Annotated in this window: 17 protein-coding genes; 6 read left to right on the top strand and 11 right to left on the bottom strand. The window is 54.9% G+C overall.

The window, feature by feature from the left end:
• Positions 1-21: 21 nt before the first annotated feature.
• The 10 genes from AC6I6N_RS14665 to AC6I6N_RS14620 all read right to left on the bottom strand — a co-directional run bounded on the left by AC6I6N_RS14665 (position 22) and on the right by AC6I6N_RS14620 (position 12899).
• Positions 22-1383 (bottom strand): HlyD family type I secretion periplasmic adaptor subunit, encoded by a 1362-nt coding sequence (locus AC6I6N_RS14665; RefSeq protein WP_094198147.1) that lies wholly within the window; start codon positions 1381-1383, stop codon positions 22-24.
• A complete protein-coding gene (locus tag AC6I6N_RS14660) occupies positions 1380-3569 on the bottom strand; it encodes a type I secretion system permease/ATPase (RefSeq protein ID WP_094198148.1) in 2190 nt (729 codons plus the stop codon). Before AC6I6N_RS14660 ends, AC6I6N_RS14665 begins: the two co-directional genes overlap by 4 nt.
• Positions 3547-3768 (bottom strand): hypothetical protein, encoded by a 222-nt coding sequence (locus tag AC6I6N_RS14655; RefSeq protein WP_094198149.1) that lies wholly within the window; start codon positions 3766-3768, stop codon positions 3547-3549. Before AC6I6N_RS14655 ends, AC6I6N_RS14660 begins: the two co-directional genes overlap by 23 nt.
• 39 nt (positions 3769-3807) lie before the next feature.
• Complete coding sequence (locus AC6I6N_RS14650; RefSeq protein ID WP_230019571.1) at positions 3808-5346, bottom strand: TolC family outer membrane protein; 1539 nt, start codon at positions 5344-5346, stop codon at positions 3808-3810.
• A gap of 797 nt (positions 5347-6143) precedes the next feature.
• Positions 6144-7553, bottom strand: a complete 1410-nt coding sequence (locus AC6I6N_RS14645) for a YadA family autotransporter adhesin (protein ID WP_346549135.1) — start codon at positions 7551-7553, stop codon at positions 6144-6146.
• A 72-nt stretch (positions 7554-7625) separates the two neighbouring features.
• Positions 7626-9794 (bottom strand): phosphocholine-specific phospholipase C, encoded by a 2169-nt coding sequence (locus AC6I6N_RS14640; protein WP_346549136.1) that lies wholly within the window; start codon positions 9792-9794, stop codon positions 7626-7628.
• 31 nt (positions 9795-9825) lie between these two features.
• Positions 9826-10005, bottom strand: coding sequence for a hypothetical protein (locus AC6I6N_RS14635; protein ID WP_230019568.1), 180 nt, complete (start codon positions 10003-10005; stop codon positions 9826-9828).
• Between the two features lie 82 nt (positions 10006-10087).
• Positions 10088-11092 (bottom strand): phosphonate ABC transporter, permease protein PhnE, encoded by a 1005-nt coding sequence (gene phnE / locus AC6I6N_RS14630; protein ID WP_108728319.1) that lies wholly within the window; start codon positions 11090-11092, stop codon positions 10088-10090.
• Positions 11089-11955, bottom strand: a complete 867-nt coding sequence (locus AC6I6N_RS14625) for a phosphonate ABC transporter ATP-binding protein (protein WP_346549137.1) — start codon at positions 11953-11955, stop codon at positions 11089-11091. Before AC6I6N_RS14625 ends, phnE begins: the two co-directional genes overlap by 4 nt.
• A 5-nt stretch (positions 11956-11960) precedes the next feature.
• A complete protein-coding gene (locus AC6I6N_RS14620) occupies positions 11961-12899 on the bottom strand; it encodes a phosphate/phosphite/phosphonate ABC transporter substrate-binding protein (protein ID WP_094198154.1) in 939 nt (312 codons plus the stop codon).
• 223 nt (positions 12900-13122) lie between these two features.
• Here AC6I6N_RS14620 and AC6I6N_RS14615 point away from each other — a divergent pair, with 223 nt between their 5' ends.
• On the top strand, positions 13123-13956 hold the full coding sequence (locus AC6I6N_RS14615; protein ID WP_346549138.1) for an HAD-IIA family hydrolase: 834 nt from the start codon (positions 13123-13125) through the stop codon (positions 13954-13956).
• Here AC6I6N_RS14615 and AC6I6N_RS14610 read toward each other — a convergent pair.
• Positions 13953-14855: a MurR/RpiR family transcriptional regulator gene (locus AC6I6N_RS14610; protein WP_230019566.1), complete on the bottom strand. Its 903-nt coding sequence runs from the start codon at positions 14853-14855 to the stop codon at positions 13953-13955. The genes AC6I6N_RS14615 and AC6I6N_RS14610 overlap by 4 nt on opposite strands.
• A gap of 202 nt (positions 14856-15057) precedes the next feature.
• On the opposite strand from AC6I6N_RS14610, the gene AC6I6N_RS14605 reads away from it, so the two are divergent.
• The 5 genes from AC6I6N_RS14605 (at position 15058) to AC6I6N_RS14585 (ending at position 23020) form a co-directional block, all read left to right on the top strand.
• Complete coding sequence (locus tag AC6I6N_RS14605; protein ID WP_094198157.1) at positions 15058-16485, top strand: NAD-dependent succinate-semialdehyde dehydrogenase; 1428 nt, start codon at positions 15058-15060, stop codon at positions 16483-16485.
• Positions 16486-16591: 106 nt separating this feature from the next.
• Positions 16592-17245 (top strand): TetR/AcrR family transcriptional regulator, encoded by a 654-nt coding sequence (locus AC6I6N_RS14600; RefSeq protein ID WP_094198158.1) that lies wholly within the window; start codon positions 16592-16594, stop codon positions 17243-17245.
• 197 nt (positions 17246-17442) lie between these two features.
• Positions 17443-19788 carry an acyl-CoA dehydrogenase gene (locus tag AC6I6N_RS14595; protein WP_346549139.1) on the top strand — a complete coding sequence of 782 codons (2346 nt, stop codon included), beginning with the start codon at positions 17443-17445 and terminating at the stop codon, positions 19786-19788.
• Entirely contained in the window at positions 19785-21080 is a 1296-nt protein-coding gene (locus tag AC6I6N_RS14590; protein ID WP_346549140.1) for an acetyl-CoA C-acetyltransferase, read from the top strand. The genes AC6I6N_RS14595 and AC6I6N_RS14590 overlap by 4 nt, the downstream gene beginning before the upstream one ends.
• On the top strand, positions 21077-23020 hold the full coding sequence (locus AC6I6N_RS14585; RefSeq protein ID WP_094198161.1) for a 3-hydroxyacyl-CoA dehydrogenase NAD-binding domain-containing protein: 1944 nt from the start codon (positions 21077-21079) through the stop codon (positions 23018-23020). The genes AC6I6N_RS14590 and AC6I6N_RS14585 overlap by 4 nt, the downstream gene beginning before the upstream one ends.
• Positions 23021-23098 lie beyond the last annotated feature (78 nt).

Here is a 23098-nt window from a genome sequence, read left to right as displayed (position 1 = left end):
GTACAGGCCACCCCTGCCGCTTTAACGCTCTGTAAAGGCGTTAGAGCGGGCCCTGAGAATGGGTTTGAGTAAATACTGCATGACAGTGCGTTTACCCGTGAGGATATGAACCTCTGCCACCATGCCAGGCAAAATAGGCCGATTATCATCACCCACGTAAACGGTATCAGTGCGCACTTTGGCTATATAAAATGAATTACCCTTTTCATCGGTAATCGTATCGGCACTGGTTTGCTCCAACACTCCGGCAAGACCGCCGTAAATCGCAAAGTCATAGGCAGTAAACTTAACTTCAGCAGATTGACCCGGGTGAAGAAATCCGATGTCACGCGGCTGGATACGCACCTCCAACAACAAGGAGTCATCAGTCGGCACGATCTCCAAAATATCCTTACCAGGTTGCACAACCCCCCCCACCGTATTAGCGGCAAGAGTTTTAATCGTCCCACGTACTGGCGAGCGCACTTCAGCCAATCGGACACGATCCGCCAATGCGCGCTGCCCTTGCTCTAAAGAAGCCAATTTGGCGCGAGTTTCTGCCAGCTCTGTACGAGCCTGGTTACGGAATGTAATTTCAACATCACCGATCTTGTTCTGCGCCTCTTGTATGGAGGCCTCGATCCTGCTTATTTGCGCCGTAGCGGCTCGTTGTTCTCCGCAATAACGCGCTACATCGCGCTGCAAGCGCAACAAATCCACTTCAGAAACAGCCCCGCTTTTCAGCAAAGGCCGCGTCATTTTCAATTCTTGCGATGTCAGGCCACAGCTCGATGCCGCCTGATCCCGATTGGCCTGCGTTTCTCGTAGCTCTTGCTGGCGTTGATGCAGTTGCTCCTGAGCGACAGAGATATTGGAGCGCAGCTCCTCGGTACGAGCTTGCCAGACGCGACGCTCCATTTCAGCAAGATCCGGCGCCTTTTCCACAACCTCGGCAGGCATATCCAGGGTTTGATCAGCCGCAATGGCCTCAAGCCGGGCCGCCTTGGCCAACAACGACAAGGACTCTGCCTCATTCTCACCCAAGGAAGACGATGCTCGCGTGGGATCAATGCGCAATAGCACTTCGCCCTGCTCAACGGATTGCCCGGGCCTGACAAGAATTTCCTCAACAACACCACCATCGAGGCTTTGTATGATCTGTACCTGCCGAGAAGGCACCACCTTCCCTTCTCCACGCACAACCTCGTCAATGTTGGCCAGACTTGCCCAAACAATCAGCACGCAAATTGCCAACAGCGTCAACCAGATCAACAAACGCGAACCGCGAACCTCTTGCTGACGTGCCGTCCAAGCTGCATTTTTGAGAACACTTCGGCTTGGTGCAGGCCCAGCATCGGCCTTCAGCCTTGCCCGTATCCGGGAAAACAAACTTTTTTTCGTCATGTCGCGCTCCGGGCCTTGCCAATCTGCCCACTACGCAATGCTGTAATGACCTGCTCCTTGGGACCATCGGCCACAATTCGCCCCATATCCATGACAATCAAGCGATCAACCAAGTCCAGTAGCGCTGTACGATGCGTGACCAGCACCACCGTTTTGCCTTCACATTCAGTGCGCAAACTATTGCGCAAAGCGGATTCGCTTTGATTGTCCATGTTGCTGCTAGGCTCATCGAGCAACAGAATAGAGGGGTTTCCCATCAAGGCCCGGGCCACCGCAACCGCTTGACGCTGACCGCCAGAGAGCGAATCACCACGCTCGCCGATCATCATGTCGTAGCCATCTGGGTGCCGACGAGCAAAATCATCCACACCCGCCAACTTGGCGGCAGCCAACATCTGATCATCCGTAACGTAGGGCGAACCCATCGTCAGATTATGTTTCAAGGTGCCATAAAACAGCATCGGATCTTGTGAGACATAGCCCATAGAACGACGCACATCAGCTGGGTCAATCTGCTGATTATCGATACCGTCTAACACAATCGTGCCCGAGGTCGGTTTATACAAGCCCAGAATTAACTTGGACAACGTGGTCTTACCTGAACCTATACGCCCGATAATGGCCACTTTCTCCCCTGCCTTGAGGGAAAAACTAAGCTGATTGATCACATTCTGAGTTGCACCGGGATACGCGAAACTAACACCACGGAACTCGATGGCACCTTCAAGATAAGGCCGAGGCACAAAATTGCGATCATCAGGGTGTTCGACCGGCAACTCCATATACGTACCAATCGAATCCAGCGACGTACGCGCATTCTGATATTGCATCATCAGCCCGGCCACTTGCCCAAATGGGGCAAGACAACGGCCCGCAATCATGGAGGAAGCAATAATGCCCCCCATCGACAACTGCGCGTCCTGAATCAGATATACACCGATGATAATCACGCAGATCGTGACCACTTGGGTCAACATCTGCACGGTGCTTACCGTTACAGCCGAAGTCATCTTGATTCTGGCCCCTTGTCGAGCCAGGTACTCTGTAGACTGCTCCCAAGCGCGCTGGGCATTGCTCTGCGCATTCAATACCTTCAAGGTTTCAAGCCCAGCCAAGGACTCCACCAGGCCTGCGTTGCGCTGTGCAGCCGCTTGAAATGTTTGCTTGGTCAACCGCTCCATCCGAGCCTGGGCAAACCAGGACACGGCAAGAATAATGATGATAGCCACGACCGGCGGGATTAACATCCAAGGCGATATCCAGGCCAGTACCGCAAGAAACAGGACGACAAATGGCAAATCAACCAGCGTTGTCAGACTGGCAGAGGCAATAAAATCGCGCACAGACTCAAACGAGCGCAAATTGGCGGCAAAAGAGCCCACCGAAGGCGGCCGATTCTCCATGCGCAAATCCAATACCCGCTCCATAATCCGTGCTGATAACTGAATATCAACCCGCTTACTGGCCGCATCAACCACATACGCGCGTACGCTGGTCAACAGAAGGTTCAGCACGAGCACCAAACCAATCCCTATAGACAGTACCCACAACGTTTCTATCGCATTGTTAGGCACCACGCGGTCATACACATTCATGGTGTACAAGGGGATCGCCAAGGCAAACACGTTAATCAGAAACGCCGCTCCGAGCGCATCCCGATATAACTTCCAGTTTTGCGATACGGTCGCCCAGAACCAATGCTTGCCTTTCAGGGGCGTTATACCCTCTGTTGCTCGCACCTCGACCCGGAAGTCAGGTTGTACAACCGCGAGCAGGCCAGAATACAGCTCCTGCAATTGCTCCAGGTCAATTTCACTGGGGCTGCCGCTTTCTGGAAAATGCACAAGAGCACGATCATCCTCGAAGCCCAACAACACGCAAGCCCGACTATCGTTCAGCAGCAAAATGGCTGGCAACAGATTGGGATTGAGTTCGGCAAAAGAACGGCGCCAAATACGCGAGGTGCAATGCCCACGCGCTGCAGCCCGACTCAAAAGAGCGGGCGTCAGGCGTCCCTTCTGCAAGGGCAGACCCGTAGACAGATGCTGGGCCGTACATGGATTGCCGTGAATACGGGTAATCTCTACCAAACAATTCAGTAACGGATCATCATGAGTCAGATGAGGCGGGATACTGAATGTCTCGCTCTGTGGTGTTGGATTTTCAGATGAGTGGTTCGTCGTCATTAATCAAATCCAGCGAATCTCGCAGGCGCTGACGGGTTTGTTTGCGCTCGTTTAATTTAGCCAAGGCTTCAGGGGGCAAATCAGTCATGCGAAGAACGCCATTCGCAATCAAGGCGTCAATCAAGTCTTCCAGAACCCGAATAAAACTGGCATCCGAGACTGACAGCTCTTGTTTATAGCCCTCTTCTTCTGGACTCATATAGCCCCCTAACCTTCAAGTACGCTCAAGCAAAACCAATTAGTTCAGCCCAGCTGTTTTTTCACGCAAGACCGGCGGAGCCATATCGTCACGATAGTCAACTGTTATCGGAGTCAGATTGCTGGTATCCGGTACAGGTGCCATACATGCCTGAAAGGCCTCTTCGGGGAAATCCAGTTTGGCGGCTTCGTCAGGTTGCTCCGAGTAGGGCTGCGCCAAACCAACCGCTGATACCAGACGATGCGACAGCATCAACCAGCTGTACTCGGCCTGTTGCAGGTCATAGGTGGCATTGGCCAACGCACGACGGGCATCAAACAATTCGTTTTCAGTATCCAACAAGTCCAGCAAGGAACGCTGGCCAATCTGAAATTGCTGCATATAGGCCACACGAACTTTAGACGTAGCCAGCTCATGTTGTTGCAGGAAAGGCAACTGGGCACGCAAACGTTGAACGTTGTTCCACGCTACGGACAAGTCCTGTTGCACGTTGCGGCATGTATAGTCGCGAACATCCCGCGCGGCATACTGCTGGGCAGTGGTCTGACGAATGCGCGCCATATCTGCCCCACCCCGGAACAGGTTATAGGACAGCACTAACTGCACGTTGGAGTTTTGGGCATCACGGTAAGACGATCCGGGTGGATCATTTTTATCTTTACCTGTTGCCGCACGGAACTCAAGTTTTGGGGACATACGCCCTTGAGCCACATGCTTGCCAAACTCAGCCGCTTGATACAGAGCCTGTTTAGCCAAAATGGAAGGACTGTTGCGCAAAGAAGGCAAGAAATCGCTGGTTTTTGTGGGCAGGGATTCGCTCAAGGAAGGAGCAGGCTGCAACACCTCAGGAGCCGCTACCCCGACGATACGACGATAGCGCTGCAAAACGTCATTCAAGTTCCCGGCCTCGGTCATAACGTTACTTTGTGCCAAAGACTGGCGGCCATATGCCTGTTCCAGATCAACACCACGCCCGACGCCCGAGCTGGAGCGCTCCTCGATCTGCTTCAGGATATTCAAGTGCAGATTGTAATTTTCACGCGCCAACTTTTCCATTTCGCGGTATCGCAGCACGTCAATATGAGCATTCGCCGCCTCCAGCGCCAAGGAATCTACGGAAGCCAACAAATCATAGTAGGTGGCCAGTTTTTCGTAGCCCAACTGACGCACCTGATTAATCGACGAGAAACCATCAAAAATCAACTGGCGTAACTGCAAGCTATAGCCACTGCGAGACCAGTTCACAGACGATGCACTGGATGTGCTACCACGCCACTCCCGACCTACCCATCCTTCGGCATTGACTTCAGGCAATAACGCACCACGGCTGACATTCTGCCCTTCCAACGCAGACTGGAAGTCTTGGAAGCGAGCGCCAAGTTCGGGGTTGGACATGATTGCCCGCTCGATACTGTCTTTGAAGCTCAAGCTGTTTTCCTGCGCATGAACTGGCTGAGCCAGCACAAGCGCTGTCAGCAGCGAACTTACCGTTAGAGTTTTTTTACCACGCACGTCGGCCTCCGTAAGATCCTGTGCTGCGCCCACAACGGAGAACATCACCTCAGCGTTGTAACGCATTGCCAGATCAAATTTAAGTACAAAAATGAAAGAAGAATGGGTTCGGTGTGCCGCCTAAACAAAGCGAAAGAAACACCCCCCGAGGGCCCAACACCTATGTATTGCACATGGGCTTTACATCTAAGGCTGGTAAACACATCACCAGCCGCAGCAGTATGTTCATAATGGACCGGGGCAAGACAAGGCGGAGCTACAGGCTTCTGGCCTGTATTCTTGGAGCATAACCTTGTGTCTAATTGTGACTTTTTGCACGAAAACACACTATGATCGTCACACGAGTCACGGGACAAATTGTATCTTAGATTACAAGGGCTTTCGTCGATGACAATGTTAAAAATGATAAATAGCCTGTGACAAAAAGGGCAACAAAACTCTGAAATTAAACGATTTTAAGAAATCAGGGGCTTAACAAATAATAGCGTCATCATGCCCTACTTCTAGATTTCTCCGTAAGAATCTACAAAATCTTTCACCTTAATAAGTATTTAGGTTACATCAACACCCAACAAAATTTTTAACATGCAATAAAAATAATTTTCTTGTCATACCTCTCGGCAACACGCTTATTGCAAATGCCACATTTGTAACTTTTACTTATGACACTGCAATGACCCCTACCCGCCGTATCAAGCAAAATCTAAAAAGAAATTAATAATCAAAAACTTATAACAGTATTTGAATTTCTACCCAGGTTAACGGGCACACCCGAAGCAAAACCAATCTCACTCTACAGGCAGGAAAACGGGCTGATAAACAGCCCGTTTTCTTACCACTTCCCTACTCCTTGTCCAGATGGCCTACCACTGATAGCCTACCCCTGCCGCCGCCCCGAGGTCTCCTCGAGACGTACCGTTGGCATTGACCTTGTACACCCAAGTCCCACTTTCCGAGACACGGGAAATGCCCAAAGCGTAGCCCGATTCACCATTCCAGGTCCCCCCCGCCAAAGAGACCATATTGCGCCCTGGCAAGTACGCCTGCGGCAAGGCTGCAGTTGCCATGGCAGCAGCGACCCCGGCACTCAACTTGCGCTCCTGAGACTGCAGATCACGATCCAGACGCCGCACAGACTCACCAAAGCGTGTCTCGGCCGCCTGGCTTGCTGCCCTTAACTGAGCCACATTGACAGCATCTGTCTCCTCACTACCGGGAGCTAGCCCTGTCAACTGCCGACCACCCAGATTCACTTCGCCCTGAGAACGATGGACACCATCCAAGCCATAGGCAACATATTCCTGGGATGCTCCGCGCACAGCCTGCGACCCGGCCCCTAGTGCGACACTGCCTTGCACAGCCTTCGCTCCCGAACCCAGCGCCACACCGTCAGTACCCGCTACGGCACCCGCTCCCACTGCGACACTTCGATCTGCAACCGTACCGCGACCAGCCCCCGAGCCAATTGACACATTGTCATTGCCTTGAACGCCCCCACCGGCGCCAGCACCATGAGCAATATTGTTATCACCCGTCACATCACGGCCCGCCCCCAGACCTAATGCAGCGTTACCCTCACCTGTGACGCCATAACCCGAATAGGAACCCAACGCCATATTGTTGGAACCCTGTACATTCTGGCCGGCATTCTTACCCTGGGCCAAATTGCCATTACCCACTACCTGTTGACCGGCATTCTGGCCCATTGCCAAATTGCTATCACCTTGCACATTACGGCCGGCCTCCTGGCCCAAGGCGGTATTACCATTTCCGGTTACGTCACGCCCCGCATTGCTTCCATAGGCAGCATTGTTATTGCCCACCGTATTCGTGCCTGCCCAAAAGCCCATGGCATCGTTGTAGTCTCCCTTGACGTTTTGTCCCGCACTACGCCCAATCGACTGATTCCACCCCCCTTCGACATTGGTGCCGGCGTAATAACCAATAGCCTGATTGGCATTTTTGCCGCTGACATTAGAGCCGGCGCCTTCCCCAATACCCAAATTCCAGTTCGTCGACACATCATTGCCAGCGCCCTTGCCCACCGCAATATTCACGCTGCCTGAGACATCCTGGCCTGCGTTATTGCCAACCGCCACATTGTTCTTCCCGCCGACATTCTGCCCGGCTCCCTGACCATACCCGGCATTGCTGCCATCCCACACAGCAGGCGGAGCAGTCTGAGCCCGCACATCCATTGGCTGCAACACAGCCCCCAGCACGGCTGCCGTCAATACCCCATTCACGGCAGCGGCTACATACGTGTATTTCATGAATTTCTCACACTCAAAAAAGCAGCTCGACACGCCCGTAGCCTCAAAACTCCGGGCCTGTCTCGTTAGACCTTACAGTTGCACCGCCATAGCAGGATCGCTGACGCCATGCTTGCCCGTTTCCATACGACCGGCAAAACGGCGCTCAAAGCCTTCGGCCTGCACCGAAAAGTCGTACCAGTTCCCACTGTCTTTCACCGACCAACGCTGCTCAGTCACCTGTCCGGGCTCCACAAGCAGATCCCATGGACCATCTGTGCGATACATGTTCGACAGCACCGTCGCCTTCTGAGCACGATCACCCTGATTGAACAGTTTCAAATAGACATCACCTGCAGTCGGCTCGTAACAGACCTGCACTTCCAGCGATACACCTGTCTCGGTATTGCCCACAAATGTGCGCACAAACCCATTCGTGCTGTACACCCAGAACTCGTAATCCCCGTTGTCCTGTGTGACATCCCAGGTATCCGACAATAATTTTCCAGCCTCGACGGTGTAGCGACGTGGGATCAAGTCCAGATGCTTCTTGTCATAAACATGGAAAACAGCCCCTGCTTGCCCGGTATTGCTAAACAGCAGCTCGACAGAACCTTTCTTGTCTACTCGCGCACTGGTATGCAATTCATAGGGCAAGGCACGTGAATAACGAACACCGGCTTCCTGATACAGAGGCTGCGGTGTCGCAGGAGGTTCAGCGCGAGGCATCGTCTTTTGCTGTGCTTCCATCGCCTTGTAGTCGCTCATGTCAGGCAAGGTCGGGAAGGAAGGATCATTCGGGCTGGCAAAGTCAAAGGCCGAGGTCAAATCCCCACACACTGCGCGATGCCAAGGGCTAACGGCGTCAACGGTGATATCGAAACGTTTTTCCAGAAACTGGGCCACAGAGGTATGGTCAAACACCTCGGAATTGACCCAGCCGCCACGACTCCAGGGGGAAATAACGTACATCGGCACACGTGGGCCCAAGCCCCAAGGACGCAAATTGCCACTGATGGTGTCATCGGCCTTCAAGTACTTACGCGCAGGATCGGAGAAATACTCACCGTCAAGCGAAACAGTCGATTTGCCCATCAACTTGCCATCGACGTCATAAGAAGGGACAGCAGGTGGGGGCAAATGATCGAACAAGCCATCGTTCTCATCAAACGTAATGATGAAGGCTGTCTTACTCCAGACTTCCGGGTTCGCCGTCAAGGCATCGAGTACCTGCGAAATATAATCCGCACCTTGGGCTGGACTACCACCACCACTGGGGTGCTCAGAGACCGACGGCCAGGGCAGAATCCAGGACACCGCTGGCAAGGTCGCATCCAGCACATCTTGCTTGAGATCCTCCAAGCTGTGATTGCTCATGCCCTGCTCATACAAAGGCTCACCTGGCTTGGACTCACGGAATGACTCAAAGGCCAAGCCCCCGTGCATAGCCCCCGTCCAGTTATTGTTCGGATCCTGATAAATACGCCAGCTCACACCCGCGTCCTGCAAGACATCAGGCAGGGTTTTCCAGGTAAAAGCCGAGCCTTGATAGGTATAGCCCGGTGTCGGTAAGGCCCCTTTGACCCAGCAGCGCAGGTTAACGGGTTCCGAATCGGAGTCCGTGCAATTGACCCCCATACGGCCGAGTTTGGGATCGTAATTAGAGCCGGACCAGAAAATAATCCGGTTGGGATCGGTGCCTGTCGCAATCGAACAGAAGTTTGCATCACACATGGTGAACGATTCGGCCAGCGCGTACTGGAAGGGAATATCGTCGCGTTTGTAATAGCCCATCGAGTACGCTTTTTTGTACTTGGGCCACAAACCAAACTTGCCTTGCCCCCAGGCCGCCTGGGCATCTGGCATGTTGTGAGGCGTACCAGGAACAAACAACGCGTTCATCGTGGCCGAGTTCAAATGGTAAGGCAGCACTTCCTTCGTACCGTCAGACTCATGCCAAACGGATTTACCCGACTCCAAAGGAATCGGGAAACGATCGCCAAAACCACGAACTCCTTTCATCGTGCCGAAGTAGTGGTCGAACGAACGATTCTCTTGCATCAGGATGACAACATGCTTGACGTCCTTAATCGTTCCTGTATCCACCGTCGCTGGAATAGCCAACGCGCGTCGAATAGAAGCGGGCAACATAGCCATCGCCGACAAGGCGCCAGCAGTTTGAGCAGAAGTTCGGAAAAATTTGCGTCGACCCGGCTGGGACAGTTCGATACCGGCATCGTCTGGGGGCAGAATCTTGGTCATGGTGCTAATCACTCAAAAAAGAAAAACGTCATCAAGGAGCGCAGCGCAACTGCGGTGTCTCGGGAACCTCGGGTTGTTCAATATCGCCACCGCCACCAGGGGGCGGGGTAGCAGAGGAATCCGTATCAGAGCCACCGCCACAGGCAGCCAGTGTCAAACTCAGGGCAATAGCCGCAACAACGCTACGGCCCAGTACAAGGTACGAGGTCATGAATCACTCCAGATCGGGAAAACAGGGCCGGCAGAACCGGCAGGGACTTGATAGAACGGCAGCCCTTACGGGATGCCGCTACTTAGCTCAGGCGCTGACGCAAGCGGGCCGCTACCTGATCCAACAAAAAAACAGTGATAAAGATCACGACGAGAATGGTCCCGACGTGGGCGTATTGATACATGTCATAGCGTCCTTTCAGCTCTTGCCCAATACCGCCCGCACCGACCAAACCCACCACCGTCGCCATCCGGACGTTACGATCCAGGATATAGAGGGTGTAGCCAGTAAATTTAGGCATTACCTGAGGCAATACGGCATACGCCAAAACCCGCAACTTGCCCGCGCCGATCGCCGTCAGCGCCTCTTGTGGCTTCACATCAGCAGTCTCGATATCCTCGGCATAGAACTTGCCCAGAAACCCCATGGAGTGGATGGCCAATGCCAAGACACCAGCAATCGGGCCAAAGCCATACGCCAGCACCAGAAACAAGGCGGAGATCAGCTCTGGCATGGCTCTAAATAGGCTGACCAAGGCCCGTGCTGTGACATAAAACACGCGATGCGGTGTGTAATTGCGCGCACTCCAATAGGCCAATGGCGCACTCCCCACCATGGCTAACAGGGTGGCCCAAATGGCGATCTCGAAGGTTTCAACCATCTTGACGGCTACCCGCCACACATACCCCAACGGCTCAACCAAGTAAGTCTGCGTATAGACCTCTTCTTCCATCTGCAAGGTATGCGGGTTCAACGATTGCTCGACCACATCAACCGTTTCCACATAGGCAAACAAAGGGAGTTTCTGCGGGTCAAAACCTTCGATACGGCTCACTTGAGTGCGATATGACACCTGCAAGGGAAACATGTTGTCTGCCAAGGCGCTCAGACCCGAAGTCACCTGCGACTGATCCTTAATACCAACCGTCGCCAAGACCCCATCTGCACTCAATGCTGCCATACGATCCATCTCTACCCGCTTGCCGGTATACAACAGCGCAATAAGCACCACGATCGCTATCAAAACGGCCCGCACACCGTAAGGTGGATCCAAATGCCAAGCGGCTGCACTTTCAGGCTTATTCATGACACGCCCTCCACCAACACAGTGCCCGGTCTGACCGTCGAACCGCCTGGCGATGCAGTGGCACGGCCAGGCGTCATGACCGCCCCAGACCATGCCTCCACGGGACTTCCTGGCGTCCCGGCCTGGTACAAGGCTGTGGCTGCGGCCTCATCGAATGCACTGGCTGGCCCATCAAAAACCACAACACCCTGGCGCACCGCCACAATCCGATCCGCAAACTCACGGGCCAGCTCTACCTGATGCAAACTGCACAGAACAGTCGCCGCCCGATCACGCGCCTGGCTACGCAACAAACTCAAAATGTCACGGCTGATGCGCGGGTCCAAGCTGGCCACCGGTTCATCAGCCAGCAGCACCGCAGGCTCCAGCATGAATGCACGGGCGATACCAACCCGCTGCTGCTGCCCGCCCGACAGTTCACTGACGCGCCGATGCAAATGCTCCGGCTGTAGTCCGACCTCACGCACCAAGCGGCAAGCCCGCTCGCGTAGTGAGGCTGGAAACCGCATCAAAAACGCTCGCCACGCAGGCAAACCGGGCAAGGCTCCTGACAGCACGTTCGTCGCGACGGTGGCACGCGAGACCAAATTAAAGTGCTGATGCACCATCCCAATTCCCGGTCGCACCGCTTTCAAGCTGCTGCGCTGCACACGCTGGCCATCGACCCAAACTGCCCCCTGCGTAGGAACAGTGAGCCCATTAGCCATACGTAACAAGGTCGATTTGCCTGCTCCAGAGGCCCCCAGCAGCACACAGAACTGTCCTCGAGGCACACTCAAAGACACCGATTTGAGCGCAGTCGTGCCATCGGGATATCGCATCCCCACAGATTCAAAACGCAACATGGCAGCGATCTCGTTCATCACACTCACCGCTGTGCAGCCTTGGCCAGAATCTCGCCTTTGACCTCGTCAGTGAGCAATGACATCTTGGATGCGGGGCCACTGAACTGCTCTTCCGAGAATGCCGTGTCGTAGCGATCCAATTTGGCACCGCCATAGCCACGCACCATGTCTGGAGTCACGCCTGGAGCTTGATGAACCGTCGAGAATGCTTCTTTCAAGGTCTTTTTCAGCCCCTCAGGCAGTTTGGTGTTCATCGCCAGCGGGGGATAAGGAATTGGCTCGCTCTTGAAGATAACCTTGACCGATTGAGGATCAACAGCGCCTTGGCGAACAGCTTTGTCAAAAGAGTCAAAAGACAAGGCGGCTGCATCGACCTGCCCTTGCACCAAAGCAGCCAAACTGCTGGCATGGCTACCGGTCAAATGCAACTCGGCCAAATCCTGGGCGGGATTCATGCCATCGTTAATCATAGAAGCCATCTGAAACGTGAAACTGGATGCCGAATTGACATCACCAAATGCGGCACGTTTACCTTTCAGGTCCTTCAAAGAGGTCACAGAGGATTCTTTCGGGGCAAACATGGCGGCGTAATAGGAAGACTGCCCCTTTTGCACACCCACCGCTAACAACTGAGCGCAACCCCGGTCATGTGCCTGCACATAAGAGACAGGTCCCAGAAAGGCAACTTCAGCCAATTGGTTGCACATCCCTTCCACCACAGCTCCATAGGACTGCCCAACCGTCAAATCAAAATGCAGACCCGTGCTGCTTGTGATCGCGTTGAAGATGGGTTGGTAGTCTGCCTTGGTACCGGACTCTGTACCGCCATCAGCAGGGATCAACAACACGCGCAAGGGGTGCTGTTGTGAACCATCCGCCAATGCCTGTGCCTGTGCAGCAGCGAACGGAGTCAGCATGAAAGCCAGGGCCAATGCGGAAAGATGAAAGCGGTGCGTCTTCATTTCGATAATCCTTGTCGTGAAAAGGTGTGCGTCATGACATGGGTACTTGTCTGACATCGAAACGAAGATTAGCTGCCTTATATGACAAAAAAATGAAAATAGCTCAAAACAACAAAAATGATTTTTGAATAATGTTCAGTTAGAATTTGAGCCATTCCAGCGCGCAGAGCCGGCATTGCGGCCAGTTCGACGCGGTCCTTTTTTGACACTCTGTATCTCGTTTATGACCTCCTTGCTCTCTGCTGCGCCACCCAGCTCCCAACCCGATGCTCCATCGGATGCATCATGGCTCTCTCAGTCCCTAGGTTTGATTCTGGATTTAGATGGCACACTCATCCGTGGCGATGAAGTACTACCCGGCGCCAAGGAATTACTACATTACTGGGAGGGTCGGTATATCGTGGTTTCCAACAACTCTACCCATACCGCACAAACGCTGGCCCCCCAACTGCAAGCATTGGGGTTACCAGTGCCACCGGCCAACTTGGTGCTGGCAGGAGAACAAGCCATACATCACATTGCCTGCCGCTACCCACACAACCCGCTTATGCTGTGCGCCTCTCAAGCGCTGCGGACACTGGCCATGGAGCTGGGTTTGACTCTGGTAGAGCGAAATGCCGACATTGTTCTGCTGACGCGAGATCGCCATTTCAGCTATGACACTTTGCAGCAAGTCATCCGTGAACTCAGCCAAGGCGCCACGCTTCTGGTCAGCAATGCTGACCTGACCCACCCTGGCCCGCAAGGTCTACTCACCCCGGAAACAGGCGCACTATTACAGGCGGTATTAGCCTGCATACCTGGGGCGCAAGCGGAAATTCTGGGTAAACCGCAATCGATGCTATTTAGGGAAGGCTTGCAACGTCTGGGCTTGCACAATGAGCATGTGACCGTTATCGGGGACAATGCCGCCACAGATGCCTTGGGTGCAGTCAGCCTCGGATTAGGCTATCTACTGGTCGGCCCATCCTCGCAAGCCGACGCGCCAGACGTAGGCGCCTTGATGCTCCGAAACATCCCCGTGCGACGTCATCTCCACGAAGTCAGCCAAGGTTAATAACGCTTGTTGGATAGCACTTCAAAGGTGCTGCGCAAGGTCTGCACCGATTTATCATAGTCAGCTAAGGCCAGGCAGGCGATCAAGGTATCAATAATAGCCAGTTGAGCCAAACGACTGGTCATCGCCTCGGTGCGAAAATGGGTTTCGCGGGACATGGTGTGCAAGACGACATCGGCATAGCCTTGAATCGGAGACTTGCCAAAATTGGTAATACATATCGTGCTGGCGCCCGCCTCTTTAGCCAGACGAGTGGCCAGTACGGTTTCATGTGTACTGCCCGAATGAGAAATTGTCAGCACAACCACCTGCGGCCCGGTTAGCGAAGCGCTGATAGCCTGTACGTGTGAATCCGTGACCGCTGTTGCCTGCAAACCAATACGCAACATCCGGTAGTGGGCATCGTGCGCAATCACCGACGAACTACCAATACCGTAAATTTCAATACGCTGCGCCTGACGGATCAACGCAACCGCCTTGGCCAAGGCAGCCGGATCGAGTACCGACTCTGTCTCTTGCAAGGTTTGAATATTGCTGTGAAAGATCTTGCTCACAACCTGATCGATTGAGTCACCCGACTCCAGATCCTCGTGTATGTACTGGACGGGTTGCACAATTTGCTGGGCCAGCGAGATTTTCAATTGCTGAAAACCTGTTGCACCCAGCAGTTTGCAAAATCCAACTACGCTTCCCTCACTGCATTGCGTGCGCTCAGCCACTTCACTGACCGACATGTGGACCACATCTGCCGGATAGTTAATGACAAATTCACCAATGCGCTGTGAGGCCGCCCCCATGGTCGGTAACAAACTCCGAATGCGCGCCAGCATGGCCTGAGGAGTGCTGCGAGGAGACTCTGCCTCCGGTGAGATACGGCGTGTACGTTTCGTGGTGACCATGACAGGAATTGGATTTCAGACAGGAGAGTTTTACTATGAGTCAAAGACGGCCATACAGGATGATCCTGCCATTTTAACGAGCCGACATGACAATGGGAGCATAGGCCGCATAAACGGCCAATGCTCATCAGGCCCTCGCGACCGGCCCTGTCCCTTCGGTGCGCTGCATTCGATCTGCACAGTCTACTCTGGAGAAAAGCACATGTATCAACATCTGGCCCTCTATATCAATGGCCAATTCCTGGACGGGCAAGGTCGTCAGACCCAAGCCGTCATCAACCCAGCCGATGGCAGTACCTTGGGCCAACTGCCCCTGGCATCCCAGGCAGATCTGGATGCGGCTCTGCATGCCGCTCAAGCCGCGTTCCAAAGCTGGCGTCATAGCTCGCCCATGGATCGCAGCGCGATCTTGCGCAAGGTGGCGGAACTATCCCGCGAACGCGCCCAGGAAATTGGCCGTAACCTGACGCTGGACCAAGGCAAACCGCTGGCCGAGGCCGTGGGTGAAATCATGTCCTGCGCCGATCATGCAGACTGGCACGCCGAAGAATGCCGTCGCATCTATGGTCGCGTTATTCCCGCACGCAACCCCAAAGTGCAACAACTGGTCTTGCGCGAACCCATTGGGGTTTGCGCCGCCTTTACGCCATGGAACTTCCCCTATAACCAAGCCATTCGTAAAATCTGCGCGGCAATTGGTGCAGGTTGCACGATCATTCTCAAAGGCCCCGAGGACTCCCCCAGCGCAGTCATGGCCATTGCTCAAGCCTTCCACGACGCCGGTCTGCCGCCAGGCGTGCTGAATATTGTGTGGGGTGTGCCACACGAGGTCTCGGACTACCTGATCCGTTCGCCCATCGTGCGCAAAGTCTCCTTTACCGGCTCTGTACCAGTAGGCAAACAACTGGCTGCGCTAGCCGGCGCTCATATGAAACGCATCACCATGGAATTGGGCGGTCATTCTCCCGTGCTGGTCCTGCCCGATGCCGATGTAGCCCGCGCCGCCCGTCAATTGGCTCGTTTCAAGATCCGTAACGCGGGACAGGTTTGCATTTCGCCCACGCGCTTTTACATCCACGACGATATTTACACCGCGTTTGTGGATCGCTTCACCCAAGAGCTGGCCAATGTCAAAGTGGGTGATGGACTGGACCCGGATACGCAAATGGGCCCCTTGGCTCACGAGCGCCGCATCCCCATGATGCAAAAGTTTGTCGACAATGCCCGCTCTCTGGGCGGCAAAGTGCTGTTGGGTGGTGAGCAGATCAAGCGCGACGGTTTCTTTTTCTCGCCCACTGTACTGACGGATTTGCCAGACGATGCGCTGGTCATGACCGAGGAGCCTTTCGGCCCTATCGCCCCCCTGACTCGCTACAGCGACCTGGACGATGCCATCGCCCGTGCCAACAGCCTGCCTTTTGGTTTGTCGGCCTATGCCTTTACGCAATCCTTGCAAGACGCACATCGACTGGGCACCGAGCTGGAATCCGGTATGGTCAATATCAACCACTTTGGCAGTTCCCTGCCCGAAACGCCGTTTGGTGGCGTCAAGGACAGTGGTATTGGCAGCGAAGGCGGTGCGGAAACCTTTGACGGATATTTAGTCACCAAATTTGTGACTCAAATCTAAAGCTGGCTCCTGGCCCTGCTTTGCAGGGCTAGGGTGAACCCCTACTGTACTAACCGCCTATTCCCGCTACATTATTCAAACACTCGTTTGAAATTAGGAAATAACGGTGAAACGCTCTGATAGGACACAGTCCGCCATTCTCGATGCAGCCGAACATCTGTTCGCGCTGTATGGTCACGAAAATACCTCCATGCGCCAGATTACGGCGCAGGCCAAGGTAAACCTGTCGGCTGTTAATTACCACTTTGGCAGTAAAGACGGACTGACACAGGCCGTATTTCAGCGCCGCTTGAACAGTATCAATCAAGAACGCCTGGAAAAGCTGGCTTTTTATCGCCAACAAGCCGGTGAGGGTCCGTTGAAAGCATCACAGGTAGTAGATGCCTTTTTTGGGCCACTAATCCGCTTGGCGGGTTCTGGCAATGGCACACCACGCTCGTTTATTCCTTTGCCCGGGCAAGACCGCCCGGCACCGCAAGACTTCATCCAATCCATTTGTTGGGACGAGCAAGTCGCCATCTTCCTGCCTTTCAAGCAGGCTTTGCACGAAGCCCTGCCCACCGTGCCCGAAGAAGAAATCATCTGGCGATTTCATTTCATGCTGGGTGCCACCTCTTACGCCTTGATGGGCACCCAATCACTACGTCGGGCCTTGCAATTACCCCTTAGCGACAGCCCCGAAAGTGAGCAACAACTGCAACAGCGTCTGATGAGTTTCCTGCTGGGTGGATTACGAGCGCCTTTACCCGCCAGCACCTGAGCTGAACGGTCCTGACCACCAAGCTACACCAAGGTGAACCACGCCCCTCTTTTAGGGGCAGCAAGTCGAAGGTGCAGCGTGGGGGTATTTTTTACCGCCGGGCCGCCCCAAGGCAAAAAGCTCCCCCTTGGGGGGCAGCAAGCCAAAGGCGCAGCGTGGGGGCATTTTTTTCTTTTCTTAGCTAGTCCGGAGTTGCCATGTTTGTGACCTTGCTATTGATAGTGCTAGTGCTTGGCTGCGTCTACGTTCTCAAAAACCGGAATCTACGCACCAAGTGGATAAGCCGCCCAATCTACCGCGCTTTTTCCAGTGTTTTGCCTGCCATGTCCCAAACCGAGCGCGATGCGCTGGAAGCGGGTACGGTCTGGTGGGAAAGTGAACTGTTTCGCGGCAAACCCAACTGGAATACCCTGAGCTCTTATCCAGCCTACCGGCTGACCGATGAAGAGCGCCAGTTCATGGACAATGAAGTCAATGTGGCTTGCGCCATGATTGACGACTGGCAAGTCAGCCAGGAAGACTTCGACATGCCTGCCGAGGTCTGGAATTACCTGAAAGAAAACCGCTTCTTCAGCCTGATTATTCCCAAGGAATACGGCGGTCGCGGTTTTTCGGCGCAAGCGCACTCGGCAGTCGTGGCAAAGCTCTCCACCCGCAACTCGGCTTTGTCCGTATCGGTGATGGTGCCCAACTCGCTAGGCCCGGCTGAACTGCTGCTGCACTACGGCACCGACGAACAAAAGCAACACTACCTGCCCCGTCTGGCCGATGGCCGTGACATTCCCGCTTTCGCACTGACTAGCCCTTGGGCCGGTTCCGATGCCGCCTCCATTCCTGACGTAGGTATTGTTTGCAAAGGCGAATGGGAAGGTCAGGAAGTGCTGGGTATGCGCGTCACCTGGGACAAGCGCTATATCACGCTGGCTCCGGTGTGCACCTTGCTGGGTCTGGCCTTCCGCCTCTATGACCCGGACGGTTTGCTGGGTGGCGAAAAAGACATTGGCATTACCTGCGCCCTGGTCCCTAGCGACCACCCTGGTGTCGATACCGGTCGCCGTCACTTCCCCTTGAATGCCATGTTCATGAACGGCCCCACCCGTGGCAAAGACGTGTTCATGCCGCTGAAATTCATTATTGGTGGTCCCGACATGGCTGGCCAAGGCTGGCGCATGTTGATGGAATGTCTGGCTGCCGGCCGCTCCATCTCCCTACCCTCCTCCTTTACCGGCATGGCCAAACTGACCAGCCGCGCCGTGGGTGGTTACTCCGCTGTGCGTACCCAGTTCCGCAGCGCCATCAGCAAGTTTGAAGGTGTGGAAGAAGCACTGGCTCGCATTGCTGGCCATACCTATGCCATGGATGCCGCCCGCACCATGACGGCTGCTGCCGTGGACCTGGGCGAGAAACCTTCCGTGGTCTCGGCCATCGTCAAATATCACGTCACCGAACGTGGTCGTATTGTGGTGAACGACGGTATGGACGTGATTGGCGGTAAAGGTATTTGTCTTGGCCCCTCCAACTTTCTGGGCCGGGCTTATCAACAGATCCCCGTCGGTATTACAGTGGAAGGCGCCAATATTCTGACGCGTAGCCTGATCATCTTTGGTCAAGGCGCGATCCGTTGCCATCCTTTCATTCTGGAAGAAATGACAGCCGCGCTGGATCCTGATCGTGAAGCCGGTTTGCGTAAGTTTGATCAGGCATTTTGGGCACACATTCGCTACACCCTGGCTAACACGGGCCGTTCCTTCTGGCTGGGCCTGGGTGGCTGGCGCTTGCTAAGTGGCCCTACCGGCACCGCCAAGGCCATGCACACCTACTACAGCCAGGCCAGCCGTTACAGCGCCGCCTTCTCCTTGCTGGCCGACGCGTCCATGCTGGTGCTGGGAGGATCCCTGAAAATGCGTGAGCGTCTGTCCTCGCGTCTGGGGGATGTGCTGTCCGAGCTGTACATGCTAAGTGCCGTACTCAAACGCTATCAGGACGAAGGTCGTCAACAAGAAGATGCTCCTTTGGCTCACTGGGCGGCTCAAGACGCCCTGATGCGCGCTCAACACGCCCTGGACAAGGTGCTGGAAAACTTCCCGAACCGTCCTTTGGCGGCCGTGCTGCGCTTCCTGGTCTTCCCTCTGGGCCAGCGCCGTCTGGGTCCCGATGACAAACTGGATCACACCGTTGCCAAACTGTTGACCAAACCCGGTGCCACTCGTGATCGCCTGACCTACGACACTTACTTGCCTGACGACGATATGGAACCCGTCGGTGCGATTGAAGCCGCCTTGCTGGCGACGCTGAACACTCGTGATATTGACGCCAAAATCCGTCAGTTCGAGAAAAGTGGTCAATTGCAGGACAACCCCAAAGCCAACGTGCGCGATCTGGCCGAAGCCGTCTTCCAGGCCGGTGGCATCACCGCCCAGGAATATGAACAAATCCAGGCCCGCGATATCGTGCGCGACCGCGTTATTGCCGTGGATGATTTCCCCTTCGATCTGCGTCGGGAAAATCCTGCCGCTGAAGCCGCCAGTGGGAGCCAAGTATGAGTTTTCAACCGGTCTATATTATTGACGGCGCACGCAGCCCGTTTCTGAAAGCGCGTAATGCGCCCGGCCCTTTCTCCGCTGGAGATCTGGCCGTGCAAACTGGACGCGAGTTGCTGCTGCGCCAACCCTTTGAGGCCCCGCAACTCAGCGAGGTCATTCTGGGTTGCGCCGCCCCCTCGCCCGATGAAACCAATATCGGCCGGATTCTGGGTCTGCGTCTGGGCACAGGTCACAAAGTGCCCGGCTGGACGGTCATGCGAAACTGCGCCTCGGGCATGCAGGCTCTGGATTCTGGCGTACAGGCCATTCAAACTGGCCGTTCGGATCTGGTGCTGGCCGGTGGCGTTGATGCGCTGTCCCATGCCCCCATCTTGTTCAGCGATGACATGGTGCACTGGCTAGCCACCTGGGGCAAAGCCCGTAGTGTCGGCGCCCGCCTGAAAGCCCTACGCAGTTTGCGTCTGTCCTACTTGAAACCTGTCATCGGCCTGCTCAAAGGGCTGACCGACCCCGTGGTTGGGTTGTCCATGGGCCAGACCGCTGAAAATCTGGCGCATGAATTTGGTATTACCCGTCAGGATATGGACGAGTTTGCAGCCCGCAGCCATCGTCTGACGCTACGCGCACAACAAGAAAACGCGTTTGAAGAAATCGTGCCGTTGAGCGACACGCGCGGCAATAACTACCCGCAAGATGATGGCGTGCGCGAAGACTCCACGCCCGAAAAACTAGCCAAGCTGCGCCCGGTCTTTGACCCGCCCTGGGGCAATATCACAGCCGGTAACAGCTCTCAGGTAACTGACGGTGCGGCCTTGTTGATTCTGGCCAGTGAAGCAGCCGTCAAAGAACATCAGCTCAAACCCATTGGCCGCATTGTGGATGCGCAATGGGCTGGGCTGGACCCGGCCACCATGGGCCTGGGCCCTGTTTTTGCTGCGACGCCTATTTTGGAGCGCAACCGCCTGGCCCTAAATGGCCCGGACTTGTGGGAAATCAACGAGGCTTTTGCAGCACAGGTACTGGCATGTCGTGCTGCATGGGACGATCAGCAGTGGTGCCAACAACACCTGGGCCGTGATGCGTTGGGACTGCTGGATATGGACAAGCTCAATGTAGACGGTGGCGCTATTGCAATTGGTCATCCGGTGGGTGCCTCCGGTGCCCGAATTGTGCTGCATTGCTTGAATGCCCTGCGTCGTCGCAACTTGCGTCTGGGCATGGCCGCTATTTGTATTGGCGGCGGTCAAGGCGGCGCCATGCTGATCGAATCGCTGCAAGGAACTGAATCATGATGCCCGTCGCTACCTTGGATTTGCAAAACTTCACGCTGTACACGGACGATCAGCACATTGCCTGGCTGAAAATCGATTGCGTGGGCAGCTCGGTCAACCGGCTCTCGGCAGCCGTCCTGCAGGAACTGAATCAGACGCTGGACTACCTGAACAGCCATCCTCCTAAAGCACTGATTATTTACTCCGGCAAAGCGGCCGGTTTTATTGCCGGTGCCGATATCGATGAGTTCTCCGAACACGGCAACAACCCGGAAAAAGGGCTGGCACTGGTCACACGCGGCTGGACCGTTTTCAACAAGCTGGCCAAGCAAAGCTACCCCACGCTGGCCCTGGTACAAGGGCACTGCCTGGGCGGTGGGCTGGAACTGGCCCTGGCCTGCCGCTATTGCCTGACCGTGGATCAAGACGACACACGGCTGGCTCTGCCCGAAGTGATGTTGGGTATTTTCCCCGGCTGGGGTGGCATGTTGCGCCTGCCTGAATATATAGGCCCTGCCGCTGCCATGGACTTGATGCTCAGTGGCAAGAGCGTAGATGCCCGCAAGGCTGCTCGCCTGGGCATGGTCGATGCCTGCGTTCCCGTGCGTCTGGCCAAGCAAGCCGCCGTCAAACAAGTACTGAGTGGCAAAAAACCACGTCGTGCCAAAGGTCTGCCACGCCTGATGAACAGCAAGCTGTTACGCCCCCTGGTGGCGGGCCAAGTACGCAAGCAGCTAGAAAAGCGCGATCCCTATCAGCACTATCAGGCCCCACGTGCCATTTTGGAAATCTGGGAGAAGCACAACGGCAATGCCTTGAAGGCTCCCGAGCTGATCGAGCAAATTACCCGTTCCAACACCGCCGCTAATCTGCTGCGTGTCTTCCATCTGCAAGAACGACTAAAAAGCATAGGCAAACATTCATCGACTCAAGAGATCAGCCATATCCATGTAGTCGGTGCAGGCGTCATGGGAGGCGATATTGCGGCCGTATGTGCACTGAAAGGCATACGTGTGACCTTGCAAGACCAGGACCGCAAACGCATCGCCCAGGCTCAAGGCCGTGCTGCCAAGCTGTTCCAGCGTCGTCTCAAAGACCGCAGGCTGGTACAGGCCGCCCTGGATCGCTTGATTCCAGACCCAGACGGCCACGGCATCCCTTCTGCAGATCTGGTTCTGGAAGCGATCTTTGAGAACGCTGATGCCAAGCGCAGCCTGTACACCCGCATTGAGCCCCTGCTAAAACCCGGTGCTGTGCTGGCAAGCAATACCTCCAGCCTGCCCCTGTCCGAGCTCAGCCTGAATCTGATCAATCCGGAACGGCTGGTAGGGATTCACTTCTTTAACCCGGTATCTCGTATGCCATTGGTTGAAGTGGTGGAAAGTGAACTGCTGGCTCCGGACGTACGCAGCGCCGCCTATGCCTTTGTGAATCAGATTGGCAAACTGCCCTTGCCCGTTAAAGACAGCCCTGGTTTTCTGGTTAATGCCGTCCTGGCTCCCTATATGTTGGAAGCCATGCGCTGCGTGGACGAAGGGCTGGATCCGGCCACCGTGGACAAAGCTATGTTGCAGTTCGGCATGCCGATGGGCCCGCTTGAGTTGGCCGACACCGTAGGCCTGGATATTGCCCGTGATGCCGGTGCCCAACTTAGCCAGCAGGCGGCCATGCCCGCTTGCCTGAAAACCCATTTGGACCGTCAGGAACTGGGTCGAAAAACCGGCCAAGGTTTTTATACCTGGAAAGAGGGTAAAGCACAGAAATCTCCTGCGGGAACGGTTCCAAACGGTCTGGCAGACCGCTTGATCAAACCGCTGGTCGAACAGACCGAACACCAGGTTCGCATTGGTGTTGTGGAGGACGACGATCTGGCCGATGCAGGTGTCATTTTCGGTACCGGCTTTGCCCCATTCAGGGGAGGTCCTCTGCACTACAAAGCAACACAAAAACAACGCAATTAGTTCGAATTGGCACAAACACCTATACGCCGATTGGCCTAGGTCATGCACCATAGAAAACAAACAGGTGTTTTAAAACCT

The organism is Alcaligenes sp. LTN-3 (assembly GCF_059735605.1).
The sequence above is the reverse complement of the archived record's forward strand: the minus strand, read 5'-3'. Positions and strand labels throughout refer to the sequence as shown.